13 protein-coding genes are annotated in these 16,158 nt (G+C 72.4%); 7 read left to right on the top strand and 6 right to left on the bottom strand.

What is annotated here, in order from left to right; all coding sequences use genetic code 11:
• Positions 1 to 13: 13 nt before the first annotated feature.
• Entirely contained in the window at positions 14 to 1,576 is a 1,563-nt protein-coding gene (locus ACWFR3_RS07725) for a GMC family oxidoreductase (protein WP_453733651.1), read from the top strand.
• 27 nt (positions 1,577 to 1,603) lie between these two features.
• Here the strand turns inward: ACWFR3_RS07725 and ACWFR3_RS07720 are convergent, their stop codons facing one another.
• Together ACWFR3_RS07720 and lnt are read right to left on the bottom strand one after the other, a co-directional pair.
• Positions 1,604 to 2,077, bottom strand: a complete 474-nt coding sequence (locus ACWFR3_RS07720) for an NUDIX hydrolase (RefSeq protein ID WP_453733650.1) — start codon at positions 2,075 to 2,077, stop codon at positions 1,604 to 1,606.
• Between the two features lie 10 nt (positions 2,078 to 2,087).
• Positions 2,088 to 3,704, bottom strand: a complete 1,617-nt coding sequence (lnt, locus tag ACWFR3_RS07715; protein ID WP_453733649.1) for an apolipoprotein N-acyltransferase — start codon at positions 3,702 to 3,704, stop codon at positions 2,088 to 2,090.
• A 201-nt stretch (positions 3,705 to 3,905) separates the two neighbouring features.
• Here lnt and ACWFR3_RS07710 point away from each other — a divergent pair, with 201 nt between their 5' ends.
• Positions 3,906 to 4,973 (top strand): O-antigen ligase family protein, encoded by a 1,068-nt coding sequence (locus ACWFR3_RS07710; protein WP_453733648.1) that lies wholly within the window; start codon positions 3,906 to 3,908, stop codon positions 4,971 to 4,973.
• Here the strand turns inward: ACWFR3_RS07710 and ACWFR3_RS07705 are convergent.
• Both ACWFR3_RS07705 and ACWFR3_RS07700 read right to left on the bottom strand, forming a co-directional pair.
• Positions 4,930 to 5,484 (bottom strand): hypothetical protein, encoded by a 555-nt coding sequence (locus tag ACWFR3_RS07705; RefSeq protein WP_453733647.1) that lies wholly within the window; start codon positions 5,482 to 5,484, stop codon positions 4,930 to 4,932. The genes ACWFR3_RS07710 and ACWFR3_RS07705 overlap by 44 nt on opposite strands.
• 108 nt (positions 5,485 to 5,592) lie before the next feature.
• The gene (locus ACWFR3_RS07700; RefSeq protein ID WP_453733646.1) at positions 5,593 to 6,372 is read right to left on the bottom strand and encodes a glutamate racemase; all 780 of its coding nucleotides are present in this window, start codon (positions 6,370 to 6,372) and stop codon (positions 5,593 to 5,595) included.
• A gap of 58 nt (positions 6,373 to 6,430) precedes the next feature.
• Between ACWFR3_RS07700 and ACWFR3_RS07695 the strand changes: the two genes are divergently transcribed.
• On the top strand, positions 6,431 to 7,606 hold the full coding sequence (locus ACWFR3_RS07695) for a glycosyltransferase (protein WP_453733645.1): 1,176 nt from the start codon (positions 6,431 to 6,433) through the stop codon (positions 7,604 to 7,606).
• A gap of 1 nt (position 7,607) precedes the next feature.
• Here ACWFR3_RS07695 and ACWFR3_RS07690 read toward each other — a convergent pair whose 3' ends face one another.
• Positions 7,608 to 8,888 carry a TerD family protein gene (locus tag ACWFR3_RS07690; RefSeq protein ID WP_453733730.1) on the bottom strand — a complete coding sequence of 427 codons (1,281 nt, stop codon included), beginning with the start codon at positions 8,886 to 8,888 and terminating at the stop codon, positions 7,608 to 7,610.
• A gap of 311 nt (positions 8,889 to 9,199) precedes the next feature.
• Here ACWFR3_RS07690 and ACWFR3_RS07685 point away from each other — a divergent pair, with 311 nt between their 5' ends.
• From ACWFR3_RS07685 to ACWFR3_RS07670, 4 genes are all read left to right on the top strand, one after another.
• Positions 9,200 to 9,631: a DUF6643 family protein gene (locus ACWFR3_RS07685; protein WP_397711977.1), complete on the top strand. Its 432-nt coding sequence runs from the start codon at positions 9,200 to 9,202 to the stop codon at positions 9,629 to 9,631.
• Between the two features lie 46 nt (positions 9,632 to 9,677).
• Entirely contained in the window at positions 9,678 to 10,502 is an 825-nt protein-coding gene (locus tag ACWFR3_RS07680) for an MOSC domain-containing protein (protein WP_453733644.1), read from the top strand.
• Positions 10,503 to 10,642: 140 nt separating this feature from the next.
• Complete coding sequence (locus ACWFR3_RS07675) at positions 10,643 to 11,248, top strand: Rv1733c family protein (protein WP_453733643.1); 606 nt, start codon at positions 10,643 to 10,645, stop codon at positions 11,246 to 11,248.
• A gap of 175 nt (positions 11,249 to 11,423) precedes the next feature.
• Positions 11,424 to 13,838 (top strand): right-handed parallel beta-helix repeat-containing protein, encoded by a 2,415-nt coding sequence (locus tag ACWFR3_RS07670; RefSeq protein ID WP_453733642.1) that lies wholly within the window; start codon positions 11,424 to 11,426, stop codon positions 13,836 to 13,838.
• On the opposite strand, the gene ACWFR3_RS07665 is transcribed toward ACWFR3_RS07670, so the two are convergent.
• A complete protein-coding gene (locus ACWFR3_RS07665; RefSeq protein WP_453733729.1) occupies positions 13,798 to 16,146 on the bottom strand; it encodes a hypothetical protein in 2,349 nt (782 codons plus the stop codon). The two genes, ACWFR3_RS07670 and ACWFR3_RS07665, sit on opposite strands and share 41 nt — an antisense overlap.
• Between the last annotated feature and the right edge of the window lie 12 nt (positions 16,147 to 16,158).

The raw sequence follows: 16,158 nt of genomic DNA, 5'->3' as shown, positions 1-16,158 counted from the left end.
ATCTGGAGTCACCATGTCCGCAGAGAGCACCGAGGCCGAGTTCGACTATGTGGTGGTCGGCGGCGGCACGGCAGGCGCCGTCGTCGCCGCGCGGCTGACCGAGGACCCGGACGTCACCGTCTGCGTGCTCGAGGCAGGGCCTTCGGACGTGGGCGACGACAACATCCTGCAACTGACCAAGTGGATGGCCCTGCTCGAATCGGGTTACGACTGGGACTACCCGGTGGAGCCGCAGGAGAACGGCAACGACTTCATGCGGCACGCCCGCGCCAAGGTGCTCGGCGGCTGCTCGTCGCACAACTCGTGCATCGCCTTCTGGGCCCCCGCCGAGGACCTCGACGAGTGGGGCTCCCTGGGCTGTACGGGCTGGAGCGCCGCGGACTGCTTCCCTCTCTACCAGCGCCTGGAGACCAACGACGCGCCCGGCGACCACCACGGCCGCTCGGGCCCGGTGAACATCATGAGCGTCCCGCCGAACGACCCGTGCGGATCGGCCCTGTTGGAGGCGTGTGCGGCGGCGGGCATCCCCACCACGCCGTTCAACACCGGCACGACGGTGAAGCGCGGCGCCCACTGGTTCCAGATCAACTCCCGCCCCGACGGCACCCGTTCGTCCGCATCGGTGTCGTATCTGCACCCGATCATCGGCAAGCGGCCCAACCTGGAGATCCGTACGGGACTGCAGGCCAAGCGGCTGCTGTTCGACGAGGGCAAGCGCTGTACGGGCGTCGAGTACCTGGAGCCCGACACCGTGCACAGCGGCACGGTCTCGGCGCGCCGCGAGGTGATCGTCTCCTGCGGGGCCATCGACTCGCCGAAACTCCTGATGCTGTCGGGGATCGGTCCCGCCGGGCATCTGCGGGAGTGCGGCGTTCAGGTGCGGGCGGACTCCCCCGGCGTCGGCTCCCACCTCCAGGACCACCCCGAGGGCGTGATCATGTGGGAGGCGAAGCAGCCGATGGTCACCTCCTCCACCCAGTGGTGGGAGATCGGCATCTTCGCGGACACCGAGCCGGGCCTCGACCGCCCGGACCTGATGTTCCACTACGGCTCGGTGCCCTTCGACATGAACACCTACCGTCGCGGCTACCCGACCACCGACAACGCCTTCTGCCTCACCCCGAACGTCACCCGCGCCCGCTCCATGGGCACGGTCCGGCTGCGCACCCGCGACTTCCGGGACAAGCCGAAGGTCGACCCGCGCTACTTCACCGACGAGCACGACGTCCGCGTGATGACCTACGGGCTGCGGCTCGCCCGCGAGATCGCGGCGCAGGCCCCGATGGCGGGCTGGGCCGGCGCCGAACTGGCTCCGGGCCCTGACGCCACGACCGACGACGAGCTCTTCGCCTACATCCGCCAGACCCACAACACCGTCTACCACCCGGCGGGCACCGTACGGATGGGCGCGAGCGACGACGCGGACTCGCCGCTCGACCCTCAGCTGCGGGTCAAGGGCGTCGCCGGGCTGCGCGTAGCCGACGCGTCGGTCATGCCGTTCCTGCCCGCGGTCAACCCGTGCATCACCACGATGATGATCGGCGAGAAGTGCGCGGACATGATCAAGGCGACCTGAGCCGGGCGCCGCGGGCCGCGCCGGAGGTCACGTCCGGTCGAACCACGTCGGCTGCTCCTCCGCCGCGGCCTGCTTGATCCGGAAGAGACTGAACTCGTGCAGGTCGGGCAGCTGGTCCAGGGCGAACCAGCCCACTTCGAGCGACTCGTCGTCGTTGACCCGCGCCTCGCCGCCGACCGCACGGCAGCGCAGGGTGATGTCCATGAACTGGCAGGTGTCGCCGTTGGGGTACGTCACCGGGTCGAGGGCCTCGACGAGCACCACGCGCTCGGGCACGCAGTGCACCGCGGTCTCCTCGAACACCTCGCGCACGGCGCACGCGGCGGGCTGCTCCCCCGGGTCCGGCATGCCGCCGATGACCGACCACTTGCCGTTGTCGGAGCGCCGCCCGAGGAGCACCTTGCCCTCGTCGTCGAAGACGATGGCGGTGACCCCGGGGAGCCACAACAGCTGGTGGCCCGCGTCGGCCCGGATCGTGTGGATGAAGTCAGGTGTAGCCATACGGTCGACCCTAACGGGCCTCACGGGCGCGCCCGGCGCGCACGGCGCCCGTCACCGCCCAGCCGAGACCACCGGCGGCGATCAGCACGAGGATGCCCTCGGGCAGGGTGCCAAGACGGGTGGCCGGGGTCTGCGACGAGCGCAGCGGCACCTCTTCGACCAGCGAGTCGGCGGTGAACCACTTGGTCTTCTGGGAGACGCGGCCGTCCGGCATGATGATCGCGCTGACGCCGCTGGTCACCGGGACGGTGACAGTGCGGCTGTGCTCGACGGCGCGGATCCGTGACATGGCCAGCTGCTGGTAGGTCATCTCGCTGCGGTCGAACGTCGCGTTGTTGCTCGGCACCGAGATGAGCTGCGCGCCGTGCGTGACGGTGTCCCGCACGGCCCAGTCGAAGGCGGCTTCGTAGCAGGTGGCGAGGCCCACCTTCGTGCCCGCCATGGTGAAGACGCCTGGCAACGCGCCGCGGCTGAAGTCCTGGCGCACCATGCCGACGTCGCTGCTGAAGAAGCCGACGACGGAACGCAGCGGGATGTACTCGCCGAAGGGCTGGATCTGCCGCTTGTCGTAGGTGTCCGTGGGGCCCTTCTTCGGGTCCCACAGGATCTGCTCGTTGAAGAGCTTGCCGTCCTTGCTCTCGACGACTCCGCCCACCGAGATGGGGGCGCCGATCGCCTTGACCGCGCGCTCGATCGCCGCGTGGGCGTCGGGGTTGGTGAAGGGGTCGATGTCGGAGGAGTTCTCCGGCCACAGGACGAAGTCGGGCTGCTTCGCCTTGCCCGCCTTCACCCGGTCCGCGAGCCGCTCGGTCTCGCGCACGTGGTGGTCGAGCACGGCGCGGCGCTGGGCGTTGAACTCCAGGCCCGCCTGCGGGACGTTGCCCTGGATGGCGGCGACGGTCGCGGTGCCGTCCTCGGCGTCGTCGCTGACCAGCGGACGCGCCGCGAAGGCACCGGCGACCGGGAGGATGACGCTGAGCAGGGCCGCTGCCGCGGCGCCGCGGCGCAGGACGCGGGTGGAGCGTACGTCGAGGGCCTGGCGGACGATCTCGTACAGGCCGAAGCCGCACAGGACCACCGCGAAGCCGAGCACCGGGGTGCCGCCGAGCGCGGCAAGGGGCAGGAAGACGCCGTCCGCCTGGCCGAAGGCGATCTTCCCCCAGGGGAATCCGCTGAACGGCACACGTGCGCGTGCCGCCTCACCGGCGATCCAGAGGGCCGCCGCCCAGAGCGGATATCCGGGCAGCCGCGAGACGGCGGCGATGCCCGCGGCGACGAGGGCGACGAACAGCGCCTCGATGGCGGCGAGCGCCAGCCAGGGCCCGGGGCCGACCTCCACACCGGTCCACACCAGCAGCGGCAGCAGGAAGCCGAGGCCGAAGAGATAGCCGAGCCCGAGGCCCGCCTTCCAGCTACGGCCGTGCAGGCACCAGGCGAGCACCGCGAAGGCCGGCAGCGCCAGCCACCACAGGGTGCGTGGCGGAAAGCTGACGTACAGCAGCACTCCGGAGAGTGCCGCCGCGGCGGCCGGGACGAGCGCCCGCAGGAAACGGGCCTTGCGCGAGACGGGCGCGGGCTGCGCCCCGAGCTGCTCCGACTCGGCTGCGGAGGTGGTGGTGGCGGTCACTCGGGGAGTGTACGGCGCGTCACGTGGACACCGACAGGACGGTCGTGTGCACGGGTTTGCCGGATCGTTCCTGCGCAAGATATCCACATCTGGCGGTCCCAGCGGCTACGGTGTGCCCGAGTCCCTGACCTGCGGCCGGATCAAGCCACAGTGTTCGGGGCCCGTCACACGGCGGGGGGCAACGGGGTGGGGACAACGGGGATGGCCGCGACAGCCGGGCCACAGGGGGCATACGAACGGCGCAGCGCGTCCGACGCGACGGGCATCGCGCTGCTCGGCGTGTGCGCGGCCTGGACCTTGATCAGCGCCGGGGTGCACGGCGGACAGCCCGAGGGCGTGCTCCTCGCGGTGCTCGCCGTGGCCGCGGGGTACGCGGGCGGGCGGATCTGCGGCGCGCTCCTGCCGGTCGCCGCGCCCTGCGCCGGCGCGGTGGCCGGGGTCGGCCTCGCGGCGGCGGCCCCGTATCTTTCGCCGGGACCCGTCAGCGCGGCGCCGCTCGGTCACACGGGCGCGGCAGCGGCCCTCCTGATCCTGGCGTCGGGGGCGGCCTGCAGTGCGGCGTGGGCGGCTCGCAGGCCCTCGACGCGGCTCGCGATGCGGCTGCTCGCCGGGGGGATCGTGGTGGCCGCGGGGCTGCTCGGCTCGATGGCCGGTGTCATCGCCTGCATCGGCATCCTGCTCTGCTCTCTGGCGACCGCCCTGATGCGCGGCAGGGTGCTCGGCCTGGTCGGCCTTGCCCTGGCGACAGCGGTGGTCACCGGCCTGACCTGGGCGATCGCCGACGACGTACTGCCCGAAGGGCTGAGCGCCTCCCTGGAGGGCCAGCTCGACGGGTACCGGGTCGAGCTGTGGCACGACGCGCTGGCGCTCGCGGGCCAGGAACCGGCGCTCGGCGTGGGCCCCGGCCGGTTCGCCGACTCCAGTCCCACGGTGGCCGAACATTTCCTCACCGACGGCAGACCCCATTCGGCGCCGTTGCAGCAGGCCGCCGAGCAGGGTCTGGCGGGCGTGCTCCTGCTCGCGGCGGTGTTCTGCTGGCTCCTGTACGCGCTGTACCGCTCGCCGCGCTCCACCCAGATCGTCCTGTCGGCGGGCGCTGCCCTGACGGCGCTCGCCGCCGTCGCCTCGGTCGGCAACGCGCTGAGTGTCACGGCGGTGACGACGGGCGCCGGCTATCTCGCGGGCATCGCCACGGCGCGCCCCTTCGGCGACGAACCCGGGCAGCTCAGGCCGCCGGCCTCTTCGCCGGGGAGAGCCGGTCCCGGATGATCCGCACGGCCGCTTCCGCGTCGTCGACGGTGACCGTGAACTTGCGGCCGTCGCCCAGGCTGAGCACCAGGCCCTCACCGCGCCTGACCACGACGGCGGTACCCAGCTCGGGCCGCGAGCGGTAACCCCATCCGCCCCACTGCCGGGGGCAGACGACCTGCGCGAAGTCGGCGCCCACCACGTGGGAGAGCAGGATGCGGCGACGCGGCACGCCCATGTGGCCGCAGCGCACTTCCAGGCAGTCCTTGTCGACCTTCACGGCGACATGGACGAAGGCGAGGGTGCCGAACAAGATGAGCAGTCCGGCGGCGATGCACCCGACGACGGACATGGCCAGTGCGGCGATCCCGGACGTCCACATGTTGTCGACGGCCAGCTCGATGCCCAGTGCCAGGCAGAGGGCGCCGGCCAGGGCCAGCAGCCACTGCACGCGGTTGGTCGCGCTACCGGTCCAGACTTCCGGCGGGGCGTCGGCTGTGCTGCCCCGCTCGCCGTGGGTGTGGTCCGTCATGCGTCCGAGACTACTCACGTTCCGGAGGGAAGGCATCGCGTCGCGGAGCGTTACTGTCGCGGCGCGGCGTCCACCGGTGGATTTCAGGCCTCCGGGCGGGGGCGGGGCTCAGTGCGCGGGGCTGACCGCCGCGAGCAGCCTGCCTTCGGCGTACGTGTGGGCGGCGACCGGCAGCTCGGCGGCGCGCCCGCTGAGGATCACCGTCAGGCCGCCTTCCGTGCCGGTGCCGGGGACCTCGCCGGTCCTGCGCAGGGCCTGGGCGGCGACCGCGTCCGCGGAGCCGAACAGCACCAAGGGCGGCATCCCGGGCTGCTGGAGCGCCGCGCGGATGCGCTCGCCGACCAGCTCGTAATGGGTGCAGCCCAGGACGACGGCCGTTACATCACGCGGGGTGAGGGCCGCCGCGGCGGCGACCGCCCGGTCGATGGCCGCCTCGTCGGCGTACTGCACGGCGTCGGCGAGGCCGGGGCAGGGCACCTCGGCGACTTCGACGCCGCCGGCGAACTCCTCGATGAGCCCGCGCTGGTAGGGGCTTCCGGTGGTGGCGGGTGTGGCCCAGATCGCGATGGGGCCGCCGCCCGCCACGGCCGGCTTGATCGCCGGCACGGTCCCGATGACCGGCAGCTCGGGCTCGAACCGGGCACGCAGGGCGGGCAGGGCGTGCACGGAGGAGGTGTTGCAGGCCACGATCAGCGCTTCGGGCCGGTGCGCGGCCGCCGCCTCGGCGATGGCGAGCGAGCGCTGGATGATGTCTTCGGCGGAGCGCGGTCCCCAGGGCAGTCCGTCGGGGTCCGACGAGAGGACGAGGTCAGCGTCCGGCCGCAGACGACGTACCGCCGCCGCGGCGGGGAGCAGGCCGATACCGGAGTCGATGAGCGCGATCTTCACCCGGTCACCATAGTCGATCGGCCTCCTGCGCCCTTTGGCGTGGGGCAGACTGCGTCGGATGAGCGCCGTTGTGTGGATCGCCACCGGATCGCTTGCCGCCTGGCTGTGGCTGCTGCTGGGGCAGGGCTTCTTCTGGCGCACGGATCTGCGTCTGCCCGCGCGCCGCGAACCGGACACCTGGCCCGCGGTCTGCGTCGTCGTCCCCGCCCGCGACGAGGCCGCCGTGCTGCCCCTGAGCCTTCCCTCGCTGCTCGCCCAGGACTATCCGGGGCAGGCCGAGATCTTCCTTGTCGACGACGGGAGTTCGGACGGCACCGGCACGCTGGCCCGCTCCCTCGCCGGCCGGTACGGCGGCCTTCCGCTGACCGTCGGTTCACCGGGTGAGCCGCCGCCGGGCTGGACCGGCAAGCTGTGGGCGGTGCGGCACGGCATCGGCCTGGCACGCGCGCGTGCGCCCCGCTATCTGCTGCTCACCGACGCGGACATCGCCCATGAGCCGGACAGCCTGCGGGAGTTGGTCGCGGCGGCGGAGACGGCCGGATTCGACCTGGTCTCCCAGATGGCGCGGCTGCGCGTCGCGAGCGTGTGGGAGCGGCTCGTCGTCCCGGCGTTCGTCTACTTCTTCGCGCAGCTCTATCCGTTCCGCTGGATCGCCGCGAAGGGCTCCCGCACGGCGGCCGCCGCCGGGGGCTGTGTCCTGGTGAGCGCGGAGGCCGCCGAACGCGCGGGGATCCCCGACTCGATCCGGCACGCGGTGATCGACGACGTGTCGCTCGCCAGGGCCGTGAAGCGCTCGGGCGGCCGCATCTGGCTGGGGCTCGCGGAGCGCGTCGACAGCGTGCGCCCCTACCCCGGGCTCGGCGACCTATGGCGCATGGTCTCGCGCAGCGCCTATGCCCAACTGCGGCACCATCCCCTGGTCCTGATCGGTACGGTCCTGGGGCTCGCCCTGATCTATCTCGTGCCGCCCTTCGCGCTGGCCGCCGGTCTGGCCGGCGCCGGCGCGTGGCCGGCCGTGCTCGGCGGGCTCGCGTGGCTCGTGATGACGGCGACGTACATCCCGATGCTGCGCTACTACCGGCAGACGCTCTGGCTCGCTCCCCTGCTGCCGTTCACCGCGTTCCTCTATCTCCTCATGACGGTGGATTCGGCGGTGCAGCACTACCGGGGGCGCGGGGCGGCGTGGAAGGGGCGGACGTACAGCCGCCCCGATCCCGCTCCCGAGCAGCGCTGAATCACTTCCTGCCGGGCGTCCAGTTCATGCCCCAGCCGTACGCGTAGTCGATGGTGCGCTGCGGGCTCACGCCGCGCTCCGGGACCAGGTAGCGGGCCTCGCGCTGCACGAAGAGGTCGCCGTTGTTGTTCGTGAGCAGCGCGAGCGCGCACACCGTGGAGGGCACCGTGCACTCGTCGAGCGAGAAGTCGATGGACGCGCCGTGCTGCGGCTGCAGGGTCACGGTGGCGTTCAGGTCGGCGAAGCTGCGCGCGCCTTCGTAGATCGTCACGAAGATGACGATGCGCTTGAAGTCCTTTATGTGGTCGAGGTTGACCGTGAGGTTCTCGCCGCTGGCCACGGCGCCGGTGCGGTCGTCGCCGTCGAGCAGCAGGTACGGGGGCTGGTCGAGGGAACCGAAGGCGTTGCCGAGCGCCTGGACGACGCCCTTGCGGCCGTCGGCCAGTTCGTAGAGGGCGCACAGGTCCAGGTCGAGGTCCGCGTGCATCGCCACGGCCCGGCCGAGCTTGCTGGCCCAGCCCTTGAACTGCTTGCGCACCTCCCAGTTGAGGTTCACGCGCATCGCCCCGGATGTGCCGCCCTGCTTGGTCAGCGAGACGGACGGCGCGTCCTTGGTGAGCGTGACTTTGGACAGGCTCAGCGGCGCGGCGGCAGGCGCCTGGGCCGGGGGCGGCGGGGCCTGGACGGGGGCGGCGGGAGCCGGCGTCGCGGGAGCCGCGGGGGGCTGCACCGCGGCCGGGGCGGGCGGCGCGGCCTGCTGCGGCTCGTCCACCGAGATTCCGTAGTCCGTGGCCAGACCCTCGAGGCCGCTGCCGTACCCCTGTCCGACGGCGCGGAACTTCCACGCGCCCTGGCGGCGGTAGAGCTCACCGAGGACGAACGCCGTCTCCACGGTCGCGTCCTCGCTGTCGTAGCGCGCGATCTCGGCGCCGTTCGCCGCGTCGACGACCCGGATGAAGAGACCGGGAACCTGTCCGAACGTGCCGCCGTCCGTCGAGGCGGCGAGCACCACGGTCTCGACGGCGGGCTCCACGCGCGCGAGGTCCACCAGGAGCGCGTCGGTCACCCGGCCGCCCTCGGTCTTCTTGCCCTCGTGGCGCACCGCGCCGGAGGAGTGGACCGCCTGGTTGTAGAAGATGAAGTCGGCGTCCGAGCGGACCTTCCCGGAAGCCGCCAGCAACAGCGCCGACGCGTCCGCGTCCGGCACGCCGTTTCCCGAAGTCCACCCCAGTTCGATCCGCACGGCAGGTGCCGGCACGGGAACATTCGATCCCTTAGGCATTGTCATGTCCGCCCCCATCGCAAGTCGCCACGTCCGGCCGGGCCGCCGTCCCGTTCATGACCAACCTATTACCCGGACCCCCGCGAGGCCCACGCCCACCGCCGACACCCCGCAGGCCGACCCTCCCGTCAACCGTTCGTCAACCGCCGGTAACCCGTACGGAGCTCGGCTTTTACACGATCCGTACGCCGCCTTGCGACCGATTTTTACCGAGTTCACGCAAATTGAGTATGCGGAGTCACTACCGACGCGTAAAACAACCCTCTTATCGGTCTCCCCAACCAGCACATCAAGGGCTTAACTTATGTGTCATGACCTCCCCCCGCTCCACCTATGGCGGCGGTTACTACTCCGCGCCGTCCTTCCCGGACACTCCGATCTACGACTCCCTTGTCGCCGAGCGGGGTACTCCTCAGATCGCCCCGATCCGGGTCCCCTCCGCGTACGACACTGGCAGTCATCTGCCCGCGCTCCCGGCCGCCCTGCCCGCGTTGCCGGCCGCGCCGTCGCACCACAACCCCGCGTACGGCTACGCCCAGCAGCCCGCGCCGATGCAGCAGATGCAACAGGCGCCCGCGCCGTACATCCCGCAGCAGCCCTCGGCACCGCGCGGCTACCCGGGCCCCCAGCAACAGCAGCGCCCCCCGGCCGGAACGGGCTACGAGGCCATGCGCCCCGCGGCACCCCGCCCCGCCCCGGCGACGTACGAGGATCCGTACAACCGCCCCTACCGCGGCTACTGATCCGTCCGCAGACATCGCTGTCAGCGGCTGCTGGCAGGATGTCCGCATGCCGAATCCAGCACTGCACTCGATCCACTACTACCCGCTCAAGGCGGTCGGGGGACACGCTCCGCGTGAGGCCGTCGTCGAGCCCTGGGGGCTCGCGGGTGACCGGCGGTGGGTGCTGGTGGACGGCAACGGACAGATCGTCACGCAACGGCCGCATCCGAGCCTCGCGTTGGCCGCCGCCGAGCTGCTGCCCGGCGGCGGCATACGCATGTCCGCGCCCGGCAGGCAACCGCTGACGGTCGACGTACCGCCCGCGGGCAAGACCGTCACGGTGGACATCTGGAAGGACCTCGTCGAGGCGGAGCCCGCCGACGAGGCGGCGCACGCGTGGTTCAGCGCCTATCTGGACACGGACGTCCGGCTCGTCCACCTCGACGAACCCGCGACCCGGCGCCCCATCGATCCCGCGTACGCCAAGGACGGCGAGACCGTCTCCTTCGCCGACGGATATCCCCTGCTGCTGACCACCCTGTCCTCCCTCGACGCCCTGAACTCGCTCATCGCACAGGGCGACCACTCCGACGAGGGCCCGCTGCCCATGAACCGTTTCCGGCCCAATGTCGTCGTGGACGGGACCGCTCCCTGGGCCGAGGACGACTGGTCGCGCGTCGCGATCGGCGAGGTCATCTTCCGGGTGGCGAAGATGTGCGGCCGCTGTGTGGTGACCACCACCGACCAGCGCACCGCCGAGCGCGGCAAGGAGCCGCTGCGGACGCTCGCCCACCACCGCCGCTTCGGCGATCAGCTGGTGTTCGGCCAGAATCTGGTGCCGGAGACGACTGGATCGATCCGGATCGGTGACCCGTTCACCGTTCTCGGCTGAGGACCCCGGAGCGGGGAACTCGAAGGCCCGGTCCGGACGTTGGCGGAGAGGAGAAGGGTGATTTCCCTCTCTCTTCTCCCCGCCGACGCGTGGGCCGTGCCGGTCGCGGTTATGACGGACGCGGAAGGGGGTGCAGGACTGTGCGAGCACTTGTCGGACTCTGGCGCTGGCGGCACAATCCGCTGCGCCGGAAGACCGACCTCGTCGAGGCCTGGGTGGCCTGCGCGGCCTTGCTGCTCATCGTCCTCGCGGCGCCGCTGGCCGGATTCGCGGTCGGCAGCCTCTCGAAGGACGCCCTGCAGCAGTCCGTGCGCGAGCAGCACGAGGTGCGCCACGAAGTCGCGGGCACGGTGATCAAGAAGGTGTCCAGACCCCCGGTGGACCCCGATCCCGAGACGTCGTCCGCGCGTGACAGGCACAGCCGCGTGCTCGCCGAATGGACGGCTCCGGACGGCACGGCGCACTCCGGCACGGTCCTCGCCGACCTCCGGTCCCCCGACCCGGGCGACCGCTTCAAGCTCTGGACGGACAAGCACGGCCAGGTGGTCGGGCGCCCGCTGGACGACGCGACCGCGAGCACGCATGCGGCGCTCGCCGGATTCGGCGTCGCGGCAGCGGTCGCCGGACTCGTCGAGGGCGGCAGGCGGCTCGTCGTATGGCGGATCGTCCTGCGGCGTTACGACCGCTGGGACCAGGCCTGGGACAAGGCAGGACCGGACTGGGGACGCACCGGCACCGGCTCCTGAACCGCCGCCACCGGTTTCCGGCGGCGGTGAGAGACCGGCGATGACCAGGTGAGAGCCTGGCGATCGGGTCAACTCGCCCTCCCCGCGCGCGCTACGGTGGACCGGCCGAACTCTTCGGCGCCTTGCGCGAGGTCGTGAGGTCCCGCGTACGACAAGGTGGGGGCAGAGCAACTCCATGGCACAGGGCACGGTCCAGGTGACGCACACCGGCACCTCGCGGTGGCGGCGCCGCACGGGTGAGTACGCATCGCTCGCTGCCGCCTTGGAGGCCGCGAGCGACGGGGACGTGCTCACGATCACCCCCGGCACATACCGCGAGAACCTCGTCGTCCAGCGGGCGGTGACGCTGCGCGGCCCCGAGGGCTCCCCCGGCTCCGTGCGCATCGCGCCCTCGGACGGAGTGCCGCTCACCGTGCGGTCGTCCGCCGTGGTGCAGGACCTGCACGTCGAGGGGCAGGACTCGGCGGCGCCCGCGCTGCTCGTCGAGGACGGCGCTCCCGAACTGGTCGACATACGCGTGGTGACCCGCTCCGCGACCGGCATCGAGGTGCGCGGCGGAGCGCGCCCGACCGTGCGGCGCTGCACGGTCGACAATCCCGGCGGCATCGGCATCGCCGTGCTCGACGGCGGGGGCGGTGTCTTCGAGGAGTGCGAGGTCGTCTCGGCGGGGCAGTCGGGCGTCGCCGTGCGCGGCGGCGCGCACCCCCGCCTCGAGCGCTGCCGGGTGCATCACGCGTCGGGCGCGGGGCTCTCGGTGACCGGCGAGCACTCGGGGCTCGAGGCGCTCGGCTGCGAGGTGTACGAGGTCAAGGGCTCGGGCGTGCAGATCACCGGGCGGGCCGCCGCGCACCTGACGGACTGCGACGTGCACCGCACGACGTCGGACGGCGTCACGCTCGACACGGACGCCGTGCTCACGCTCGCCGACTGCCGGATCCATGACATCCCGGAGAACGCGATCGATCTGCGTTCCCGCTCGGTCCTCACCCTGACGCGTTCCACGGTGCGCCAGTTCGGGCGCAACGGCCTTTCGGTGTGGGACCCGGGCACGCGCGTGGACGCCAACCAGTGCGAGATCCACGACAGCACGGGCGACTACCCCGCGGTGTGGGTCAGCGACGGCGCGACGGCCGTCCTGGAGTCCTGCCGGGTGCACGACGTACCGGACGCGCTGTTCGTCCTTGACCGCGGCTCGCGCGCCGACGTCGTGGACAGCGACCTCTCCCAGGTGCGCAACACGGCGGTGTCCGTGAGCGACGGCGCGACGGCGCAGCTGGACGACTGCCGCATCCGTGACGCCGCCACCGGCGCGTGGTTCCGCGACCACGGCAGCGGCGGCACCCTGGCCAACTGCACGGTCGACGGCGTACAGACGGGCGTCATCGTCACCAAGGGCGCCGACCCCACCCTCGAGCGCTGCACGGTCACTTCGCCCGCGGAGGCCGGCTTCTACGTCTCGGCGGGCGGCCGCGGCAGTTTGCACGGCTGCCGGGTGACCGACAGCGGCGGGTACGGCTTCCACGTCATCGACGGCTGCCGTACGACCCTGAAGAAGTGCCGCACCGAGCGGTGCGCGCGCGGCGGCTTCGAGTTCGCCGAGGACGGGCCGCTCGTCGAGGACTGCACCAGCGACGAGAGCGGCGGGGTACGGACCGGGGCGGCCGCGGCCCCGGAGCCCGCCCCCCAGACGGCCACGCAGACCGTGGGCCTGCTCGGCGCGGTCCCCGGACAGCGCCCCACGGACCCGGCGGCGAGCAGCACCGCCCCCGAGCCGCCGTCCCGCTCGTCGAAGGACGTGCTGGGTGAACTCGACACGCTGGTCGGCCTGGACAGCGTCAAGCGCGAGGTGCGCGCCCTCACCGACATGATCGAGGTCGGGCGGCGCAGGCAGCTCGCGGGGCTCAAGGCCGCCTCCGTGCGCCGGCATCTGGTGTTCACCGGCTCCCCCGGCACCGGCAAGACGACCGTGGCCCGGCTCTACGGCGAGATCCTGGCCTCGCTCGGCGTCCTGCAGAGCGGCCATCTCGTCGAGGTCTCGCGGGTCGACCTGGTGGGCGAGCACATCGGGTCGACGGCGATCCGTACCCAGGAGGCGTTCGACCGGGCGCGCGGCGGTGTGCTGTTCATCGACGAGGCGTACGCCCTCTCGCCCGAGGACTCCGGGCGTGACTTCGGCCGGGAGGCCATCGACACGCTGGTGAAGCTGATGGAGGACCACCGGGAGGCGGTGGTGGTGATCGTCGCCGGCTACACCGCGGAGATGAAGCGCTTCCTCTCCGTCAACCCCGGTGTGGCGTCCCGCTTCTCACGGACCATCACCTTCGGCGACTACGCCCCCGAGGAGCTGCTGCGGATCGTCGAGCAGCAGGCCGAGGAGCACGAGTACCGCCTCGACACGGGGACGGGCGAGGCCCTCCTGAAGTACTTCACGGTGCTTCCCAAGGGCCCCGCGTTCGGCAACGGCCGCACCGCGCGCCAGACGTTCGAGGCGATGGTGGAGCGGCACGCCGGGCGGGTCGCCCAGTTCGAGGAGCCGAGCACGGACGACCTCACCCTGCTGTATCCGGAGGATCTGCCGGAGCTGCCGTGACCGTCGCGGCGAGCTCGGCGGGCCGTGCGGGATCCGCGGGTCCGGCGGGTTCAGCAGGTTCGGCGGGTTCGGTGGCGCGCGGGCGCGGGGCGGGGACGGCGGGCTTGAGCCGGGCGAGCAGCCGGGCGCGCTCCTCGGCGAAGGCCGGGTCCGCCTGGTAGTCGGAGTGGCCCAGGATCGGTGCGGGCAGCGGGTGTTCCTCCGTGCGGCCGTACACCAAAGGGTCCTTGAGGGCCTCGCGGTCGACCTGCGGTCCGTCGCCCTCGGGGACCACCCTGACCGGGCCGCCGATCGGATCGGTGGTGCGGTGCAGGTTGCGCCAGCAGTCGACCTCGCGGTGCAGCGAGCTCAGGGCGGCCGGGCCGAAGTGGGCCGGGAACCAGCGTCCGTAGAGGCGCTCCAGGGGGGAGCCGTACGTCAGGAGGGCGACCCTCTTGCGCACGGACGGCCACAGTTGCCAGGCCGCGGCGGCCGCCAGGACACTGCCCTGCGAGTGCCCGGAGATGACGAGCCTGCCGCCCGTGGCACGCGTCGCGCGGGTCCAGGTGTGCATGCGCCAGGTGAGGTCGGGGACGGCACGCTCGGCGTAGCAAGGGGGTGCGAAGGGGTGGGCGGCGCGGGGCCAGAACGTGCCGACGTCCCACAGGATGCCGATGGTGCGCCGTGCGGAGGGGTCGCGGTAGGCGCGGCGGCCCCAGGTGACGAACAGTATGAAGCCGAAGCCGATCAGCCAGGAGCCCAGCGCCTGCGAGGTCTCGGCCGCTCCTTCGAAGAAGATGGGCAGCCCCTGCGCGGCCTTGCTGGGCACCTCCTCGCTCACCCAGGCGCCGACGAGCGCACCCGCTCCGAGCAGCAGCGTCACCGCCGAGGTGATGCCCACCAGGAGCGGCGCCCGGTCGGTGAGGGCGGCACGCGCGCGCGTGCCCGCGATGCGGCGGCTGCGTGCCGCGTCCTCGGGCTCGCCGGGGTACTCGCGCGGGATGGTCGCGCGGTCGGCGCGGGCGCGGCGCCAGGTGCGGACGCCGAGCCAGCCGCAGAGTGCCGCGACGACCACGAGGAGGGGCGGGATCACGGAGGCCTGCCAGGTAAGCAGCACGGGCGGGCCGTCGATGGTGCCCCCGGAGCCGGGCTCTCCCGAACCGTCGAGCCAATCGGCGACGCGCTGGGCACCGCCTCCCGACATCACGCCGCCGAGCGCGCAGGACAGCATGGCGACGGCCGGGCCCGCGAAGCCCCGCAGCGCGGTGCGGGGGTCGGGTGCCGTGCGGTAGAGCGCGCGGGCGACCACCGCGAGGGCGATCACCAGGAGCCCTTGGACCAGGGCGATGCCGCCGAAGGTGGCGTTGCCCGGCAGCCTGCCCTCGGAGGTCCAGTCGGGGCGTGACCACCCGGCGTACAGGAGGGTCAGGGCGAGCAGCGTGAGCGCGCCCAGGGGCAGCCTGCGGATCAGCTTCTCGTCGAGGTGCCGGTCGAGCTTGTTCTCGCTGCGGCCCCTGCGCCAGACGACCAGGACGACGATGCCCCCGCCGAGCAGGAGCGTCGCGTCGAGGATCCAGCCCAGGACGTCGAGCAGCGCGGATCCGCCGGGGCGGCGGTCCTGGCGCGCGGCCGAGGTACCGACCGCGGCGGCCACCGTGAGGAATCCCGCCGCCGTGTGCGCGGCCCGCAGGCGGGCCACCAGACGGCGTCCGTACCAGAAACCGGGCCTGCCGAGCGCGCCGGTTCGGCCGGCGTCCTCCTCGGGGTCGGCCTGGTGGGGCAGCGGTGTCTGGGACTCGTACGCGCTCCAGGTGCGCTGCGACAGATACCAGAGCAGTCCGGTGAGCGCGGCGGGCACGAGGGCGGCGAGCGCGAGGCGGCGGCCCGGCTGGCTCCACCAGCCGCCGTGCCCCGCGGCGTCGGGCGCGAGGAAACCGAGCCAGGAGCGCTCGGCGGCGCACTCGGGGGTGCCCGCGCACTGCCAGGCCGTCAGGTCGATGGCGACCTCGCAGGCGGCGGCGACGAGCAGGACGGTGAGGGTGAGCCCGATGAGGCGCACCAGGAGGCCGTACGTGCGGACGGTCTTCTTCATGCGCCGCGACGTGGGCCGCATCCAGTGCGCGAGGTTGACCACCATGAACGGAAGCAGCAGGAGCCACAGGGCCCGCGAGCCGTTCCCGGAGGTCAGATTGCACCAGACGTACGCCTCGGGGACCGGCTTGCCCCGGTAGTCGTCCGGGCGCTTCTCGGCGTCGGCGTCCTCCGCGCGGCGGAAAACGGCCGCCGTGTCGTCACCGGAGATCCGGACGGTCCTGGGATCGTCCAGCATCTGCTGTGGTGT

The sequence above is a fragment of the Streptomyces sp. NPDC055189 genome, assembly GCF_053606765.1.
Note: the sequence above shows the minus strand (reverse complement) of the source record. Positions and strands in the feature narration are given on the sequence as shown.